The sequence below is a fragment of the Nonomuraea longispora genome, assembly GCF_004348345.1.
In the GTDB taxonomy this organism is placed as follows: Bacteria; Actinomycetota; Actinomycetes; order Streptosporangiales; family Streptosporangiaceae; genus Nonomuraea; species Nonomuraea longispora.
Map to the genome: position 1 here is coordinate 17,054 of NZ_SMJZ01000005.1, position 14,554 is coordinate 31,607.

A 14,554-nucleotide genomic window follows, 5' to 3' on the forward strand; every position below is an offset into this window, starting at 1 on the left:
TGCTGAGCGCATGCCGGAGCAGATGGGCTTGCGGGAGCGCAAGAGACGGCGCACACGGCAGACCCTGATCCACACAGGGCTGCGGTTGTTCGCGGAGCGGGGATACGACCAGACCACCGTGGCCGACGTCTGCGCGGCGGCCGAGTTGTCGCCCGCCACGTTCTACAAGCACTTCCCCGCGAAAGAGGACCTCGTCTTCGCCGACTATCCCGAGCGGGTCGACGCCATCCGCACGCTGACCTCGGCGCCCCACCCGGGAGAGTCACTGGAGAGCCTGCTGCGGCGGGCCTTCACCATGGTGCTCGAACCGGGGCGGTGGAGCATCGACGCCGACGAGGACGCGGCCGTGATCCGCACACGTCTCGCCCTCACCGTTCCGGCGCTGCGGGCGATCGCGCTGCGCTGGATGTTCGACCTCCAGCACGAGTGGGCGAAGGCACTGCGCGAGGTGTTCCCCGAACTGGACGACGTCACCGCGCACGCCATCGTCGGAGCCATGGTCGGAGCGCTCGCGAGCGCCGGCCGGGCCTCCATGGAGAACGGGCGGCACGGAGCCGCCCTGATCGAGGACATCACCCGGGCCCTCGACATCGCCGTCACCGGACTTCCCCGCCACCTCACGGCCGCGACGCAGGAACCCTGACCGACCCGACGGCGACACCGCGCTCCCCTCCGGCTACACCTGCGCCTGACCCCGTGAGACCAGGGTGAGGAGCCGATCGCGGCTGTCCGGAGTATCGTCCACTTCAGACACCCGACGTTCACGATCCGAGAGGTCAAGGTTGGCCCAGGAGGAGATCCGCCGGCACAACGCCGGCACCCTGCTCCGGCACGTACACCTGGGCGGCGCGGTCTCCCGCACGACGCTGGCCGAGCGGATGAGGCTGAACCGCAGCACCATCATGACGCTGACCACGGAGCTCGCCACCGCGGGCCTGGTCCGCGAGGAGCTGCCCGCCGACACCGGGCGGGCCGGCCGGCCGTCGCTGGTGGTCCGCCCCGACTCCGGCCAGGTCTACGTCCTGGCCTTCGACGTGGCCGTGGACCGCCTGGTCGCCGCCCGGGTCGCGCTCGGCGGGACCATGCTGGACCGCAGGGAGGCCGTGCGCCCACGCGCCGGAGCCGACCTCGACCGCGTGGTCGAGGTGCTCGCCCGGTTCGGCCGCCAGTTGCACCGGACGGCCCCTTCGTCCTCCGTGTGCGTCGGCGTCGGCGCGTCCTACTGCGGCATGATCCGGCCCGGCGACGGCATGGTGCGCTTCGGGCCCGACATGGGCTGGGTGGACCAGGCGTTCGGCACCGAGCTGGGCCGCCGGCTGGGCCTCGGCCTGCCGGTGTCCGTGGGCAACGAGGCGCACCTCGGGGCGCTGGCCGAGCAGTTGCGCGGAGCGGGCGCCGGCTTCCAGAACCTCATCTACCTCCACGGGGACGTCGGCGTGGGCGGCGGCATCATCGTGGGCGGAAAACTGCTGGACGGCGACGGCGGCTACGGGTGCGAGCTGGGGCACATGGTGGTGAACCCGTACAACGGGCGCCCCTGCGGGTGCGGCTCACACGGCTGCCTGGAGGCGGAGGTGGGCGAACGGGCCCTGCTCGACTCGGCGGGCCGGCCCGCCGAGTCGTTCGGGCGCGACTCCGTACGCGCCGTGGTGGACGACGCCGACCGCGGCGACCCCGCGGCCCAGGAGGCGCTGCGCCAGGTCGGCGACTGGCTCGGCATCGGCGTGGCCAACCTCATCAACCTGTTCAACCCCGGCATGGTCGTCTTCGGCGGCATGCTGCGCGACATGTATCCAGGCGCGGCGGCCCAGGTGCGCGCCCGCATCGCCGCCAACGTGCTGCCCGTCGCCCGGGAACGGGTGAGGTTGCGCACCTCGGCGCTGGGGGACGACGCCACCCTGGTCGGCGCCGCCGAACTCGGCTTCTCCGACCTGCTGGCCGACCCGCTGGGCGTGCTCACCCGTATGAGAGGGTGAGCGCCCGGAGGCTCAGTCCGGCCCCGCATCGGGGTCACGAGTCGTGTCGTGGCAGGCGCGGAGCAGACGGGCCCGGTCGCGCCGGTCCTCGGCGGACATGCCGCTGAAGATCTCTTCGCTGATCCGGTGTTGCAGGTCGGCGATCCGGTCGATCGCCGCGCTTCGGCCGATGCGCTGCTGTTCGCCGCCAGACGGTTGGCGACGGAACGGATCGCGATGTTGTTCGCGGTACGCGGGGACGCCGCGGTCAGGGGTGTGCCGCGCACGATGACCGTGGAGGGCCTGTCCGAGTCCGCGGCGGCCCGGTTGCTGGAGTCCCGCTGCGGTGCGGCGGCCGCCCGGGTGGTACGCGAGCTCGTCATGTTGACCCGCGCGAACCCGCTGGCCCTGAGCGAGGTCGCCGCCCCGCTTGTCGAGCAAGCAGATCCCCGCCCAGCTCTTCCTGAGCCCGCGTACGGTCGAGTACCACCTGTACAAGCCCGCGACCGAAGACGACATGCTGTGAGACATGCAGAACGTGAACATCTGGAGTGAAGAGTTCGGGGCGCGGACGGACCCGCCGATCCTGCTGATCATGGGTTCGATGTCGCAGGGAATCCTGTGGCCGGACGAGCTCGTCGGCCGGCTGGCCGCCGCGGGCCGCAGGGTGATCCGCTACGACCACCGCGACACCGGCATGTCGGACACCGTGGACTTCGACGCGGAACCGTACACCTGGGACGCCATCAAGAACGACGTCTACCGCGTGATGGATCAGCACGGCCTGGAGAGCGCCCACCTGGTCTGCCACTCGGCGGGCGGTCTGCTCGGCCAGTTCGCCGCCGTGGAGCGGCCGGAGCGGGTGCGCTCGCTGACCGTCATCGGCTCCTCCCCGCTCGGCGGCGGCGAGGGCCAGGTGATCATGCGGGCGCTGACGGGACAACCGCAGCTCAAGGGGAGCCTGCCGGAGCCCACACCGGAGTTCGTGGCCTTCTACCGTACGTTGATGGCCGCCCCGCCACCGGCGGACCGGCGCGCCCGGATCGACGGCATGATCGCCGAGCAGCGCCTGCTGCACGGCACCGGGCTGCCGTTCGACGAGGACTCGGCCCGGCGCCTGCAGGAACGCATCCACGACCGGGCCCGCGACCTGTCAGCGGTGGCCAACCACCGCCGGGCCGCCATGGCCAAACCCGACTTCGAGCCGGTGGGAGTACTCCATCGGGTCAAGGCGCCCACACTCGTCATCGAGGGCAGCCACGAGCCTGCCAAACCGGGCCACAGCGCGATCATCGCCGAGCAGATCCCAGGGGCGCGGCTGATGATCGTGTCGGGCATGGGCCACACCCTGCCACCCGAGGTACACGAGGAACTGGCCACCGCCGTCCTCGCGCACACCGAATCGGCGTGAGAACGCCGAAAGGTGAATGCCGTAATGCGCTGAACGCATCGAAAGCAAAGATAAATCGGCACGCTCTACCGTGGTCGCAGGAAGGCAGGGACATCAGTTCACGACGGCACCCACAGGGGGAATCAGCATCATGAAACTACCGAGATCAACGGCTGTCGCGCTGGCGGCCATCGCGATGACCGCGCCGCTCCTGTCGACGGCATCGCCGGCGGCGGCCCAGTCGGCGAGTGCGTGGAACTGCACCAGCCTCAGCGGTTCCGGCCCATCGAGCAAGGACAAGGACGGCAGGGATGTGTGGGCCGAATGCCATAAGGGCAATGGGTGGGTGAGGGCGTACTTCCGGGCGTACGACGAGAAGGTGGAGCTCGAAGACCACCACGGCAGTGACCCGAACAGCGTGGTGGCCTACCTGACCGTGGCAGGCTCGGGAACAGCGAGGTTCAAGGGCGCGGGCACCCGGGACCAGAGTTACGACGAGGGCAAGGCGGTTTCCATTGAAGTGTGCACCTCCGACTCGTCGACGAAGGTCTGCCACAAGCAGAGCGGGGGAAGAACCTGACGGAAGCGATGAGTGTCTGGCCTTGGCGTGAATTCTCGGATAGTTAGACTTATCCGAAAAGCACACCATGCTACCTGCCGACCTCGAAGGAAAGCATGGCAGCACGCTTACCGGAAGTCGCGGTAGCACGTGCGGAATTCACGCCGGGGCCGGTTCAGCCAATGAACGCGCCGCCTAATGGGGCGTGGATCGGTGATCAGCCCACAGGTCGACCGCCTGCTGAAGATCAGCGCTCAGTTCCCCGCCCAGCGGATAGCCGGCCGCAGGGTTGTCCGGCGAGAGGAAGTTTTTATTGAGCGCCCTGGGAACCGCGTCCGGGCCGGTGCGCCGGGGGTCGTCGACCGCCGGCGCTGTGATGACGACGTCGGACACGATTCACTCATCGTCCGGGATGGCGGACAGCGACTCGCGAGTATGCCCGAAAGCGGCAAGCACCTCATCGAGTGAGACCCGCTCCCCCGTATCCGTGACCGACCGGGCGAGCACCAGCGCCAAATCACGAAGATCAGCCGCCGCTTCCTCCAGCTCATTGAGCCGGCGAATGCTCACGACGGCCGCCACCGGCTGATGCCGCCGGGTGACCGCCAGAACGCTCCCCTGCTCCGCATCAGCCACCAGGCGGGCAACGCCTTGCTGGGTCGCCTCGGTGACGCTCAGCTCAGTAGCGTCGCGAAGAGATAGTCAGGGGCGGACACCGCATGCCCGGCCCCCGCGAACAGCAGCGTCGCGGCACGGTCGGTGGATTTCTCGTTCACCGAGGCCACATCGCCCCGGTAGACGGTGGTGCCGTGCAACCAGGAGACCACCCGCAGGTTGCGCCGGCTGTTGCCAGGCAGGGCGACCAACTGGCTGGCCGTGGTGGACCGGCCCTTGGCGTCCACGGTGCGATAAATCACGCGATAGGCGTTGACTCCGTATTTCACGTGGCCCGCGTCGATGCCGTTCGCCTTGAGCCGCTCGGCGACCTGGCTTCTGTCCAGCTTCTCCACAGGGGTGGAGGAGGCTACGGCGCCGCGTGCCAGGGTTTGCGCTACTGAGACTTCGGCGGGGAACACGGTGGCGAAGCAGCCCACGGCGAGCCCGCCGGCCACTGCTGCCCGAGAAAAGGTCATGCCGAAACCCTAGATACAGCCGAGAAGAGCGGCATTGCTGGCGGAACCCTGGTTCTTGGTGGTGCCAGCCTTACCCGTGCAGTGTGACCGGCGTGTCTCGCGGCGCGCTGGCTGCGCAACAACCGTCTACTCGGTGTCCTTGGGGTGTTGGGGCGATGCGTAAATTATCCAGACCGTACGAGTGGTGTCATTGATGACGTAGCGCACCCGCCCGCCGCTCGTGACCTCGAACTCCCACTGCTCCAATTCCTCACCGTTGTGACGATGAGTCGAGAGCTCGCCGCGTAGACGATGCTGACGGTCGTGGCCGGCGCCCGTACGCGGGTCAGTTCGCAGTGTCTCGAAGCAACGGCGCGTATTGGCCAGAGCGTGACGGCAAAGCTCTTCCAGCCCCGGACGGCCTCGCTGGTACCGAATCGAACGTCCCATTCGTCGACCGGAGGCGGGACCGTAACCCGATCTCCGCGTTTCGGGCTCATGCAGTGACCTGCACTGGCCCAAGATCACCGCTCGTAGGCTTGCGAGCCTGGGCGTAGTGTGCAGGATCCGCCTTGATTCTGGCAGTGGCCCGCCAGCCCACAATGACCTCGTGGGTGGTGGCATCGACATCCAGCTCGGCGGCGTCGGAGAGCGCCTCGACAAGTTCCAAGGTGAAAGCGCGAAGCTCCTCCGGAGAAAGGTGACGCACCCAAGGGAAGACGTCCGGCATGGCCAGGACCAGCGCGCGGGCAGTGGGGTCGTGCTTGAGCAGAGCGAGGAACAGCCGGGACGCCGTCGCCAGCGTCCGATCGCGCTCCTCCTCACGGTCCGCCGCGGTCAGATAGAAATCGACAGCGTCACGATGGGTCACACGCAGACGCCCCAGGCGCGCCGCACGCTCTGCGACGGCCCTGGGATTCCTGGACAGATCAGAGAACGTGACAGCGTCGGCGTGGCTCGTACTCACTGCCTCAGTGTATGTCAGAAGACAATCTGATGTCACGAGACATCGAGACACGTTGTTGAGCGCTGCGGCCAACGAACCTGCGTCACGAACGATCACAAGGAGTGATTGTCCTCCGACCGCGGAATCTCCTCGGCCCGTTCCGCGAAATCCGGCTCCTCGTCAGAGGTCAGGACGATGGCAGGGCGCAACGAGCGCAGTGCGGTGGCCGCCACCGCGGCGTCGATGGCGTACCGGCCCGCTCGCCGCCCAGGTCTACGCCTCGCCGGAGGTCAGGCCGACCGGGCAGGTGACGCCCGTGCCGCCGATGGCGCAGTAGCCGTTGGGCACTTTGTACAGGTATTGCTGGTGGTAGCGCTTCACTGCAGGTCATAGATGTGCTGCTCAGCTGGGCTTCGACCGGTACTCAGCACATGACGGCCTATTGGAGATCAAGAGCGGCGAACGTCAGGCCTCAGTGGCCTCGAACATTCCTTGCCGTTGTGACGATGAGGCGCGAGATCGCCGCCCGGCTACCACATCAGGCACAACCATTGCGACGAACGTACGGACCGAAAGTCGAGCCTGTACACGGCAAACGCATTCCTGTCGCGCTCAGAGCATCCACGATGCTTCCAGCAGCCACCTCAGTGAGCTTCCCATCTTGGGTCGCACGGGCAAGAAGCCATACGGTGCCGTGCACCTCCAAGCCATGGGCCCTTCCTACAGCCACGGCATGTCGATCATCAGTGATGGCGATCCCACTGCACAGTTCGGCAGCGGAGAACACGCTAGCCTCCCCCAGATCACGCTCCGAAGATCCGATGCGCCGCACCCATTTGGCGAAGCACTTGATCTCTTCTAGAGAGTCGAGTCTTGCCAGCCCAAGCCAATCCGAATGGAGCACAGTCTCCAGGAGCGGATGCGCCTGCACTCCCGCCCGTATTTCTTCGCGCACTACGTGTGTTGTCAAGCACGTGGTGCCCGCGAGAACGTCACGCAACACGTCCAAGCGCTCCGCGCGCGCAAAATGGTTCAGACACATGGCGTCGAATACCAGAACGGAGTCTGACTCAGTGTCGCTCACAGCTCGAAACCCGCGTCATCACGCCCTGGCAGGTCGGCCGCCACGATCTGGCCACGCATGAGCTCCACCGCCCGGGATTGCGTGATGAGCGACCTCTTACAGGATTCCATCACCGCATGTGCGAAGCTCGGGGGGACTCGAACCGTCTCCAGATCAGGTTGAGGTGTCCACCCGACCGCTTCCATCAGCTCTGCGCGTGTCGGGTTTCTTCGGCGCATTTCTTTGGCGACACTTCTATCAATTGCCTCAGCTGCAACGGCTTGCCGCACCGTCAGCGACCAGGACGTCCTGAAACGTGCAGCCAAGACCACCAAGTCATCGCGCTTCGCTCTCTCTCCCGGAGGAATTACGCAACGAAATGCTGCGGCCGGGAGAAGGAGCTCCGCAGCGAACGCGTCGATGATCGCTTCTCTTTCACCACGAGACGCATGGATGCCTATGTCCGACGAGTACTCGTCTCCGACTATCAGATGGCCCAGCTCATGAGCTGCAGTCGCGCGCCGGCGGCCGGGATCTCCGTGCCTGCTGACAACTGCCACAGCGAGATCGCCCTCCACCAACGAGGCGCCCTCACCTGGCACCTCGACCACCGCGACCAACTGCCCAAGCCGTTCGCACACACTCATGAGTGAATCGATAGGCTCAATGCCGTGGCTTAGACGCTCTCGCACCCATAGGGCGGCACGGCGGGCACTCGATACATCCTGCACCGCCTCGGCATAGCGATGAATCTCGGGAGGGTTGAGCACTCCCAACTCAACCAGCTGCCGGATGTCAGCCAACCACGTAGAGAGAGCCACCTCCAGGCGATGGGATTGCCGCGTCGCGTCAGTCACCGTATCGTCGGCCAACTCCATGCGGCGGGAGACGACCGATGGTGGCGGATCTAGAAGATAGCTCAGAGGCACCTGAAGAACCGTCGACAGCTTGGCGAGTTCGAGCGCGTCGACACGTCGAACACCTCGCTCGATCTTCGCGATCATCGTTCGGTCGAGCTTCAGAGCCGAGGCCAACTCCTCCTGCGACATGTCGGCTGCCATGCGGCACTCGCGCACCCGCTCACCTATGTCAAGCCACTCGCCGGGGTCCTTCATGTTGCGATAATCGCACATGACCCGCGGGGACGCGAGGCCGGGATGCCAAATCGTGGGTACGTTCAGGCAATGAAGTTACATCCCTTACTGTGCTTACGCCCCGATTCGGGGGATAGACCTCGCCTCGGACCTGGCGAAACGACCTTCGAAGTCGAGGCAGCCTCGACCGCGTTACGCCTCTCCAGAGGCTAGGCCCACCGGACAGGCCACGCCCGTGCCGCCGATGCCGCAGTACCCATCGGGCACTTTGTACAAATATTGCTGGTGGTAGAACTTAACTCTCCGCAACAATCCATGTGAGGAGAGTTACATGACCAATGTCCCAGTCGTCTCTTACGCTCGCATATCCGCTGACATCAGGCGGGATGAGCACGGGGTGCAGGACCAGCACCGTCTCAACCGGGAGACGGCGGAACGGCACGGGTGGACGGTCGTCCACGAGTACACGGACAACGACAAGTCAGCCGCGAAGGCCGACGTCGTACGCGATGACTTCGAGGCCATACTACGGGCTCTGCGGGCCGGCGAACTTCCCAACGGTACGGCGGTGCAAGGCGTCGTGATCGTCGCCGAAGACCGTCTCGCCCGGCGTCCTGGTGACTACGAACGCTTCGTTGAAGCGATCACGTCCCAGGACGGCCGCGTGTTCGCCGACGCTCGCGGCACGAAAGACCTGTACAGCGAGGACACCGAGAGCATGGGACTCTTCGGCGCGGTGATCTCCAAGATGGAGGTCCGCAAGATGCAACGGCGCATGCGCCGCTCGCACCGTACGCGCGCCGAACAAGGACTTCCTGTCGGCGGTACGCGCCCCTTCGGCTGGAAGCCTGACCGTCTCACCCTCGACCCCGAGGAGGCACCTCTCGTACGACAGGCGGTGCTGGACCTCATCGCAGGCCGCTCGCTCCACTCCATCACGAACCAGTGGCGTCGGGAGGGCGCGAAGACCTCGCTGGGCAACGAGTGGACAACCCCCTCGCTCAAGCTCAACGTGCAGAACCCCCGCATCTGCGGCTGGCGGGAGATCAACGGCGAACTCGTCCGTGACCCTGCGGGCAACCCCGTGGTCGGCCAGTGGGAGCCGATCGTGACGCCAGAGCAGTGGATGGCCGTCAAGAACATCTTCGATGCCCGTAAGGGCCACTACATCCACCGTGACGGGCGCATCGGGCACATCCTCACACCGGACTTCCGCGAGCCGAACTACCTGCTCACCGGCTTCCTCCGCTGCGGTCGCGCCAAGCCGGACGGTTCCCTATGCAACACCTCACTGCGCGTCACCCACAGCAAGGACTGCGTCCAACACATCTACATCTGCCCAGGCAAGACCGTCGGCGGCTGCGGCGGACTGGGACGGCGCGGTGACATGGTCGATCTCTTCATCTCGGAAGCGGTGCTGGCCAAGCTGGAGCAGGTCCAACTCGCCGCGTCCGCAACTCCCGCCGAAAGTGGCCGGGCCAGGCGGAGTACGAGGGCGCAAAGACTCGCCTTGAAGAGCTGCGCGTCCAGTGGACGGCGGGCAACATCACCAACGAGCTCTTCTTCTCAACAGCGCCGGACCTTGAGAAGCGCATCGCCCGCCTTCGCACCGAGGCCCAAGGATTCACCGCCGCCGCTCAGCGTCGCCAAGCCCGCTCCGACACCGACATCAACGACATCCGACGGCGCTGGTACCTGCCAGAGAAGGAAGACGGACTCCCCCTCACCATCAAGCGCTCCTACATCCACGAAGCCCTCCTAGCCGTGATCATCTATCCCTCCGGCAAGGGACGCAGGAAGTTCAACCCCGACCTGCTTGAGCCGATCTGGCGAGAAGGCTGAGCCCAAGACGTTCAGGACGTCCGAGAAGGCTGTCTCCCTTACCTTTGGGCGACAGCCTTCTTACTTTGCCCTCGAACCACCGGTGACAACCGGACGTCTACGGACCCAGCCGGACGTCTACGGTACGCACCGGACGTCTGCGCTCGGGTCGCCGCCGGAACTCCGACCTGCGTAAACACGTTCTCCGAGTGGTACAACGTACTCACACCAAGAGCCACCGTCCCTCTACAGCACGACCGCAGCGAACATCTCGGCGAATCACCTCAAGGCGCATAGACGATTCCGGGCAAGCACATCCACGACCACTGATGACCCGTCGGATTTCCCGGCCCGACGGCAGGTGTCCACACAGAGCGCGCCATTCACCTTCTCGCCGCACTCCATTCCTGTTCTCTCGCTGCCGGTACCACCGCCAACGGCTGTCTTGAGGCTGCCTTGGCGCTGACGTCTGGTCGTGCTCGTCAGGTACGGCGGTGGCTCCCGCCCACGAGCTGAGGAGGCCACCTGAACCAACCGAACGAGCTGTCTGCCCAGGAGTGGGGCAAGCAGCAAGCCGCAAGATCCCCCCGCTGGTCAGAAGAGAAATGGCAGCGCATCGCCACCGTGCTCGGCGTATGCGTCGCCCACCAAAGCCCGCCCGACGGCTCCTCCGGGAGGGACGCCGTATGAGCGAGGTTCCTCACCTGTCACCCGAGATGCTGGCCCTGATGCAGCGAGCGGCCATGCCCGACTTCGCCCGCTGGCAACAGATGGTCCACGCCACGGGCGGCTGCGCCCAACCGGTCCGGCTGCACGGCGAGAGGTACACGCTGGACAGCCGGACGGGTGAAATTCTCGACATGTACCGGACCGCCGACGAGCCGACCGGCTTCCTGCTCACAGCCTGCGGCAACCGGCGCGCGTCCAGATGCCCGGCCTGCTCGGCGGTCTACAAGGACGACACGTACCACCTGATCGTCACTGGCCTACGCGGCGGCAAGGGCGTTCCGGAGGAGGTCAGCCAGCACCCCCGAGCGTTCGTTACCTTCACCGCTCCATCCTTCGGTGCGGTCCACGCCCACCGCGAGCAGTCCGGCCGGACGCTCCCATGTCGTCCGCGCCGGGACCGTCCCGTTTGCGAGCACGGCCGGCCGAAGGGCTGCGGTTCGCGTCACGAGCGCGATGACGTCCAAGTCGGCCAGCCCTTGTGCGTGGACTGCTACGACTACATCGGGGCCGTCCTGTGGAACGCCCGCGCAGGCATGCTCTGGCGGGAGTTCACCAAGACCGTGCCGAGCGTCCTGGCCCGCCTGCTCGGCATCACCCGAACGGAGCTGCGCCGGGCGGTCCGCCTCTCGTACGCCAAGGTCGCCGAGTACCAAGCGCGCGGCCTGGTCCACGTCCATGCCATCGTCAGACTCGACGGACCGGACGGACCCGCCGACCGCCCTCCGGACCACATCACGATCGACCTGCTCGACCGAGCCATACGCCGGACCGCCAGTCAGGTCGCGGTCCGAATAGAGGACGGACCGCCCTCGCCTGTCCGGTGGGGCGATCAGCTCGACGTACGACCGGTCTACGTCTCAGCCGAGCTGGGCGGACTGAGCGATCAGCGAGTCGCCGCGTACGTGGCCAAGTACGCCACCAAGGGAGCCGAGTCCGCAGGCACCGTAGACCGTCCGATTCGACATGCTGGACAGATCGCCGATCTGAAGATCGCCGAGCACGCCCGCCGCATGATCTACACCTGTTTCAGCCTCGCCGAGCTCCAGCCCTACCGAACCCTGCTCCTGCGACAGTGGGCGCACATGCTCGGCTACCGGGGACACTTCTCCACCAAGTCCCGGCACTACTCGATCAGACTCGGGGACATTCGACAGGCCCGCGCCGACTTCCGTGCCGAGCAAGCCCGGCGGATCACGGGCACGCCGCCTCTCGATCCGGAGAAGACCGTGACGGTGAGCGAATGGCACTATGCCGGAAGCGGCCACCGCCACGGAGAGGCTTTCTGGGCCGAGGTAGCCCGGCTACAGATCGCCACCGCTCGTAAGATCGCACGACAACAAGCAGACGAGAACCGATAGAGCCCTGTGCCTCTAGACCGAGAGAGATCACCTCTAGGTCTAGAGGCATACCTAGAGGCCCATTAGCCGCCTGACCAGGCACCTAGCGTCTAGAGGCTCCTAGTCTCGCCGGGCTCCATCGGGCCAGATCACTCGAACAGGCACCTCCCGCCGTCGCGCCTCGGCCACCACGTCAGCGGTGCCGCCATAGCCTCGGGCCGGCTGCCCGTCCCAGACGGCGAACAACACATCGGCGTCGTCCAGCATCCGCGCGCTGGCAGTCATGTGCGACTCCGCGGTGGACTCCACAAAGTCCAGCCTGTGAGTTCGGACCGCCCGGCCCAGCAACTCGTCGTACGCAGCCTGGTACTCGCCCGGCAGCCCGTCCCGATACTCCTTGGCCGGGATCACGGCTTCTAGCACGCCGCCGAGGTCGAGTACCGCGCGAGCGAAGATCTGATCGGCCCCGTCCGCCAGGCAGGACAATCCGGCGACTTCAGGACCGTACTCCGCGAGCGCCTGCCGTACAGCCACGTCGATCAGTACGGCGGTCCCCTCCGGCAAGCCCCGATGGCCGGACACAGCGATGCGAACCATGATTCCCCTAGATCAGAGTGGCGTGAAGACGCTCGTCGAACGAGCGCAAAGCGCCGGACGACGGCCCGGCATACGATCGCCGGAAGTTCTTGACCCGGTGCAGGACACGCTCTGAGCCATACGTCGTCGCCACCGTAAGCGCATTGGACGCCAGATACAGCGCCTCGTCATAGCGCCCCGACATGGCCTCAGCCGTCGCCACCTCCGTCATGAGCACACCCCGCTGCTTCGCACCAGGCTGAACCGACGAAAGCGACTCGTTGAACGCGGCAACGGCTTCAACCGGCCGCTTGAGCCGTACCATCACCAGGGCCCGATACCCCGCCGACTTGGCGCGATCGAACGGGAACGCCCACGGCCAAGGCGGCGCAACGGCCCGCTCACCAGCCCGTACCGCCGCCTCAGCCACGCTCAACGCCTGAAGCGCCGCCGCCTCGTCCCGCGCGGTCGCATGGCCGAGCGCTTCGAGACTCGACAACCACGCACGAGCGATTGCCGGTGGCCGCTCACCGATCTCCCGCCGCGCCCGCGCCAAGAGATTGAGCCCGATCAACGGATCGTCGGCGTCGATCTCGAACGCGGCCAGACTGCCGATCATGTACGCCGCCAGCAGCGCATGGTTGGCCTGTCGCGCGCTGTCGACGGCGCGCCGGTAGTAGAGACGCGCCGAACCGGTGTCCTGCATGTCGGCATGCACCCAGGCCGCGAAGCCCGCCGCCTCGCTCAGACCGGCCCGGACCTCGTCAGCATGCGGAGACCGCGACGCGCGGCACGAGAACGCGGCTCGCGAGATCGACCTGCGCTACAGCCGGCCTGGCGAGTTCCCGCGCAGGCGTGACGGACTCCAACCGACGCTGGGCGCCGGTGATGCTGGTCAGCGTGGCAGCCGTCGTCTCATCCACATCGGGACGCTTGGGCAGGGCCACCCCCGCCAGCGCGGTCAACGCCACGGCCTTGCCGAAATCTCTGCGCTTCGTCGGATCGTCATCCCCTCGGGCTCCGAATCGGAGCAAGTGAAGCGGCACCCCGATCTGGATGGATATCTCCCGAACCTGGTCCACAGTGAGCGGCTGACGACCACGCAACACCTTGGACACCCAACTCTGGGAGTAGCCGACCGCCTCAGCGAGCTGGCCCTGCGTCCAACCGTGCGACCGCCGCACCTCTTCGAGGATGGTTGGTAGATCGCACTCGGCGAGAGCGGCGGCCACGACTGGCCCGGACCAGAACTGCGGCGGTATCTGGGTCACAACGCTAGGTTAAGCCGCCGACCTTGGCCGTACCGATATTCGTGACGGGAATACCCCTACCACCAGCAGGACTAGGCCGTTCACCCTGCTGTTTCATAACAGCAACGCTCAGTACATGAACGAACTACCGCCTCACCCCTTGGCCGCCGCACAACAACTGGCCGCCGCCCTTGCGGACGAGGGAATCACTGCCGACGTCCATCACGACTACGGCACGCCCATGGTGTCGGTCTGGGTCGGCCTGATCGTTTGGTGCGCGGACGGCACGTACTGGTGGCGCACCGGCTGGAACCCACGCAGACACCGACCGATCTACGCAGGCCACCCCTTCACCCAGCCGGTCCGCGCCGCCCACCGAGTCGCCATTCGCTACACGCAACTACGTCGCATCCGCTCTCGTCACTGATCGCCGGAGCACAGCCGTGCCCCTGACCGTGCAGCAACTGCTCAGGAGATTCCCTGGCTGGCAGATAATCGACATGTCCGGAGGCTGGGTCGCCATGCGAATCAACTTCATGCCGATAGCCAGCGGTCTCTCCAACGTGCGTTGCGGAGAAAGCTTGGAGGAACTGGCCGGCAATCTACACGCCGAGACCAGGCTCCAGAAGGCACGGGCATCGGCAGTAGGAACCTCGATGGCAAGCTGACCAGAAGCGACGATCTCCATGTCCGGCTGGGGATACGCTGCGGCAGCCCGACCT

General features: G+C 66.3%; 19 protein-coding genes and 2 pseudogenes. 8 read left to right on the plus strand and 13 right to left on the minus strand.

What is annotated here, in order from left to right; all coding sequences use genetic code 11:
* The first annotated feature begins 10 nt into the window (after positions 1-10).
* Together E1267_RS02495 and E1267_RS02500 are read left to right on the plus strand one after the other, a co-directional pair.
* Positions 11-643: a TetR/AcrR family transcriptional regulator gene (locus tag E1267_RS02495; RefSeq protein WP_132329218.1), complete on the plus strand. Its 633-nt coding sequence runs from the start codon at positions 11-13 to the stop codon at positions 641-643.
* A gap of 139 nt (positions 644-782) precedes the next feature.
* On the plus strand, positions 783-1,976 hold the full coding sequence (locus E1267_RS02500) for an ROK family transcriptional regulator (protein WP_132329221.1): 1,194 nt from the start codon (positions 783-785) through the stop codon (positions 1,974-1,976).
* A gap of 12 nt (positions 1,977-1,988) precedes the next feature.
* Here E1267_RS02500 and E1267_RS44025 read toward each other — a convergent pair whose 3' ends face one another.
* The gene (locus tag E1267_RS44025; protein WP_165959431.1) at positions 1,989-2,396 is read right to left on the minus strand and encodes a hypothetical protein; all 408 of its coding nucleotides are present in this window, start codon (positions 2,394-2,396) and stop codon (positions 1,989-1,991) included.
* On the opposite strand from E1267_RS44025, the gene E1267_RS47785 reads away from it, so the two are divergent.
* Together E1267_RS47785 and E1267_RS02510 are read left to right on the plus strand one after the other, a co-directional pair.
* Positions 2,386-2,481, plus strand: coding sequence for a LuxR C-terminal-related transcriptional regulator (locus E1267_RS47785; RefSeq protein ID WP_425465062.1), 96 nt, complete (start codon positions 2,386-2,388; stop codon positions 2,479-2,481). The genes E1267_RS44025 and E1267_RS47785 overlap by 11 nt on opposite strands.
* Positions 2,482-2,484: 3 nt before the next feature.
* Positions 2,485-3,366, plus strand: a complete 882-nt coding sequence (locus E1267_RS02510; RefSeq protein WP_132329227.1) for an alpha/beta fold hydrolase — start codon at positions 2,485-2,487, stop codon at positions 3,364-3,366.
* Between the two features lie 93 nt (positions 3,367-3,459).
* Here E1267_RS02510 and E1267_RS02515 read toward each other — a convergent pair whose 3' ends face one another.
* Positions 3,460-3,645, minus strand: a complete 186-nt coding sequence (locus tag E1267_RS02515) for a hypothetical protein (RefSeq protein WP_132329230.1) — start codon at positions 3,643-3,645, stop codon at positions 3,460-3,462.
* Between the two features lie 46 nt (positions 3,646-3,691).
* Between E1267_RS02515 and E1267_RS02520 the strand changes: the two genes are divergently transcribed.
* On the plus strand, positions 3,692-3,925 hold the full coding sequence (locus tag E1267_RS02520; protein WP_132329233.1) for a hypothetical protein: 234 nt from the start codon (positions 3,692-3,694) through the stop codon (positions 3,923-3,925).
* Positions 3,926-4,099: 174 nt separating this feature from the next.
* Here E1267_RS02520 and E1267_RS02525 read toward each other — a convergent pair whose 3' ends face one another.
* From E1267_RS02525 to E1267_RS46130, 8 genes and pseudogenes are all read right to left on the minus strand, one after another.
* Positions 4,100-4,297, minus strand: a complete 198-nt coding sequence (locus E1267_RS02525; RefSeq protein WP_132329236.1) for a hypothetical protein — start codon at positions 4,295-4,297, stop codon at positions 4,100-4,102.
* A gap of 3 nt (positions 4,298-4,300) precedes the next feature.
* Positions 4,301-4,540: a prevent-host-death family protein gene (locus E1267_RS02530; protein ID WP_246063364.1), complete on the minus strand. Its 240-nt coding sequence runs from the start codon at positions 4,538-4,540 to the stop codon at positions 4,301-4,303.
* A gap of 38 nt (positions 4,541-4,578) precedes the next feature.
* Positions 4,579-5,037, minus strand: a complete 459-nt coding sequence (locus E1267_RS02535) for a hypothetical protein (RefSeq protein WP_181957732.1) — start codon at positions 5,035-5,037, stop codon at positions 4,579-4,581.
* Between the two features lie 475 nt (positions 5,038-5,512).
* The gene (locus E1267_RS02545) at positions 5,513-5,983 is read right to left on the minus strand and encodes a hypothetical protein (RefSeq protein WP_132329242.1); all 471 of its coding nucleotides are present in this window, start codon (positions 5,981-5,983) and stop codon (positions 5,513-5,515) included.
* 252 nt (positions 5,984-6,235) lie between these two features.
* Positions 6,236-6,334 (minus strand): annotated as a pseudogene (locus tag E1267_RS02550) (peptide-methionine (S)-S-oxide reductase MsrA); the annotation flags it as partial.
* 166 nt (positions 6,335-6,500) lie between these two features.
* Entirely contained in the window at positions 6,501-7,046 is a 546-nt protein-coding gene (locus tag E1267_RS48180) for a PIN domain-containing protein (RefSeq protein ID WP_165959432.1), read from the minus strand.
* Positions 7,043-8,140: a helix-turn-helix domain-containing protein gene (locus E1267_RS02555; RefSeq protein ID WP_246063366.1), complete on the minus strand. Its 1,098-nt coding sequence runs from the start codon at positions 8,138-8,140 to the stop codon at positions 7,043-7,045. The genes E1267_RS48180 and E1267_RS02555 overlap by 4 nt, the downstream gene beginning before the upstream one ends.
* A 171-nt stretch (positions 8,141-8,311) precedes the next feature.
* Positions 8,312-8,410, minus strand: a pseudogene (locus tag E1267_RS46130) (peptide-methionine (S)-S-oxide reductase MsrA); the annotation flags it as partial.
* Positions 8,411-8,450: 40 nt separating this feature from the next.
* Between E1267_RS46130 and E1267_RS02565 the strand changes: the two are divergent.
* Positions 8,451-9,881, plus strand: coding sequence for a recombinase family protein (locus E1267_RS02565; protein ID WP_132329247.1), 1,431 nt, complete (start codon positions 8,451-8,453; stop codon positions 9,879-9,881).
* A gap of 745 nt (positions 9,882-10,626) precedes the next feature.
* Positions 10,627-12,027 (plus strand): replication initiator, encoded by a 1,401-nt coding sequence (locus E1267_RS02570; protein ID WP_132329250.1) that lies wholly within the window; start codon positions 10,627-10,629, stop codon positions 12,025-12,027.
* A 99-nt stretch (positions 12,028-12,126) separates the two neighbouring features.
* Here E1267_RS02570 and E1267_RS02575 read toward each other — a convergent pair whose 3' ends face one another.
* From E1267_RS02575 to E1267_RS47610, 3 genes are read right to left on the minus strand one after another with little or no spacing between them, the layout of a single operon-like run.
* A complete protein-coding gene (locus tag E1267_RS02575; RefSeq protein ID WP_132329253.1) occupies positions 12,127-12,603 on the minus strand; it encodes a hypothetical protein in 477 nt (158 codons plus the stop codon).
* A gap of 7 nt (positions 12,604-12,610) precedes the next feature.
* A complete protein-coding gene (locus E1267_RS47605) occupies positions 12,611-13,300 on the minus strand; it encodes an NsdA family TPR-like regulatory protein (RefSeq protein ID WP_484213936.1) in 690 nt (229 codons plus the stop codon).
* A gap of 46 nt (positions 13,301-13,346) precedes the next feature.
* Complete coding sequence (locus E1267_RS47610; protein ID WP_342774766.1) at positions 13,347-13,853, minus strand: helix-turn-helix domain-containing protein; 507 nt, start codon at positions 13,851-13,853, stop codon at positions 13,347-13,349.
* A 115-nt stretch (positions 13,854-13,968) separates the two neighbouring features.
* Between E1267_RS47610 and E1267_RS02585 the strand changes: the two genes are divergently transcribed.
* On the plus strand, positions 13,969-14,259 hold the full coding sequence (locus E1267_RS02585) for a hypothetical protein (protein WP_132329256.1): 291 nt from the start codon (positions 13,969-13,971) through the stop codon (positions 14,257-14,259).
* Positions 14,260-14,554 lie beyond the last annotated feature (295 nt).

Coding starts and splice junctions, on each gene's coding strand:
- E1267_RS02495 (WP_132329218.1), top strand. CDS start 11: ATGCCGGAGCAGATGGGCTTGCGGGAGCGCAAGAGACGGCGCACACGG.
- E1267_RS02585 (WP_132329256.1), top strand. CDS start 13,969: ATGAACGAACTACCGCCTCACCCCTTGGCCGCCGCACAACAACTGGCC.
- E1267_RS02570 (WP_132329250.1), top strand. CDS start 10,627: ATGAGCGAGGTTCCTCACCTGTCACCCGAGATGCTGGCCCTGATGCAG.
- E1267_RS02510 (WP_132329227.1), top strand. CDS start 2,485: ATGCAGAACGTGAACATCTGGAGTGAAGAGTTCGGGGCGCGGACGGAC.
- E1267_RS02575 (WP_132329253.1), bottom strand. CDS start 12,603: ATGGTTCGCATCGCTGTGTCCGGCCATCGGGGCTTGCCGGAGGGGACC.
- E1267_RS02565 (WP_132329247.1), top strand. CDS start 8,451: ATGACCAATGTCCCAGTCGTCTCTTACGCTCGCATATCCGCTGACATC.
- E1267_RS02535 (WP_181957732.1), bottom strand. CDS start 5,037: ATGACCTTTTCTCGGGCAGCAGTGGCCGGCGGGCTCGCCGTGGGCTGC.
- E1267_RS02555 (WP_246063366.1), bottom strand. CDS start 8,140: ATGAAGGACCCCGGCGAGTGGCTTGACATAGGTGAGCGGGTGCGCGAG.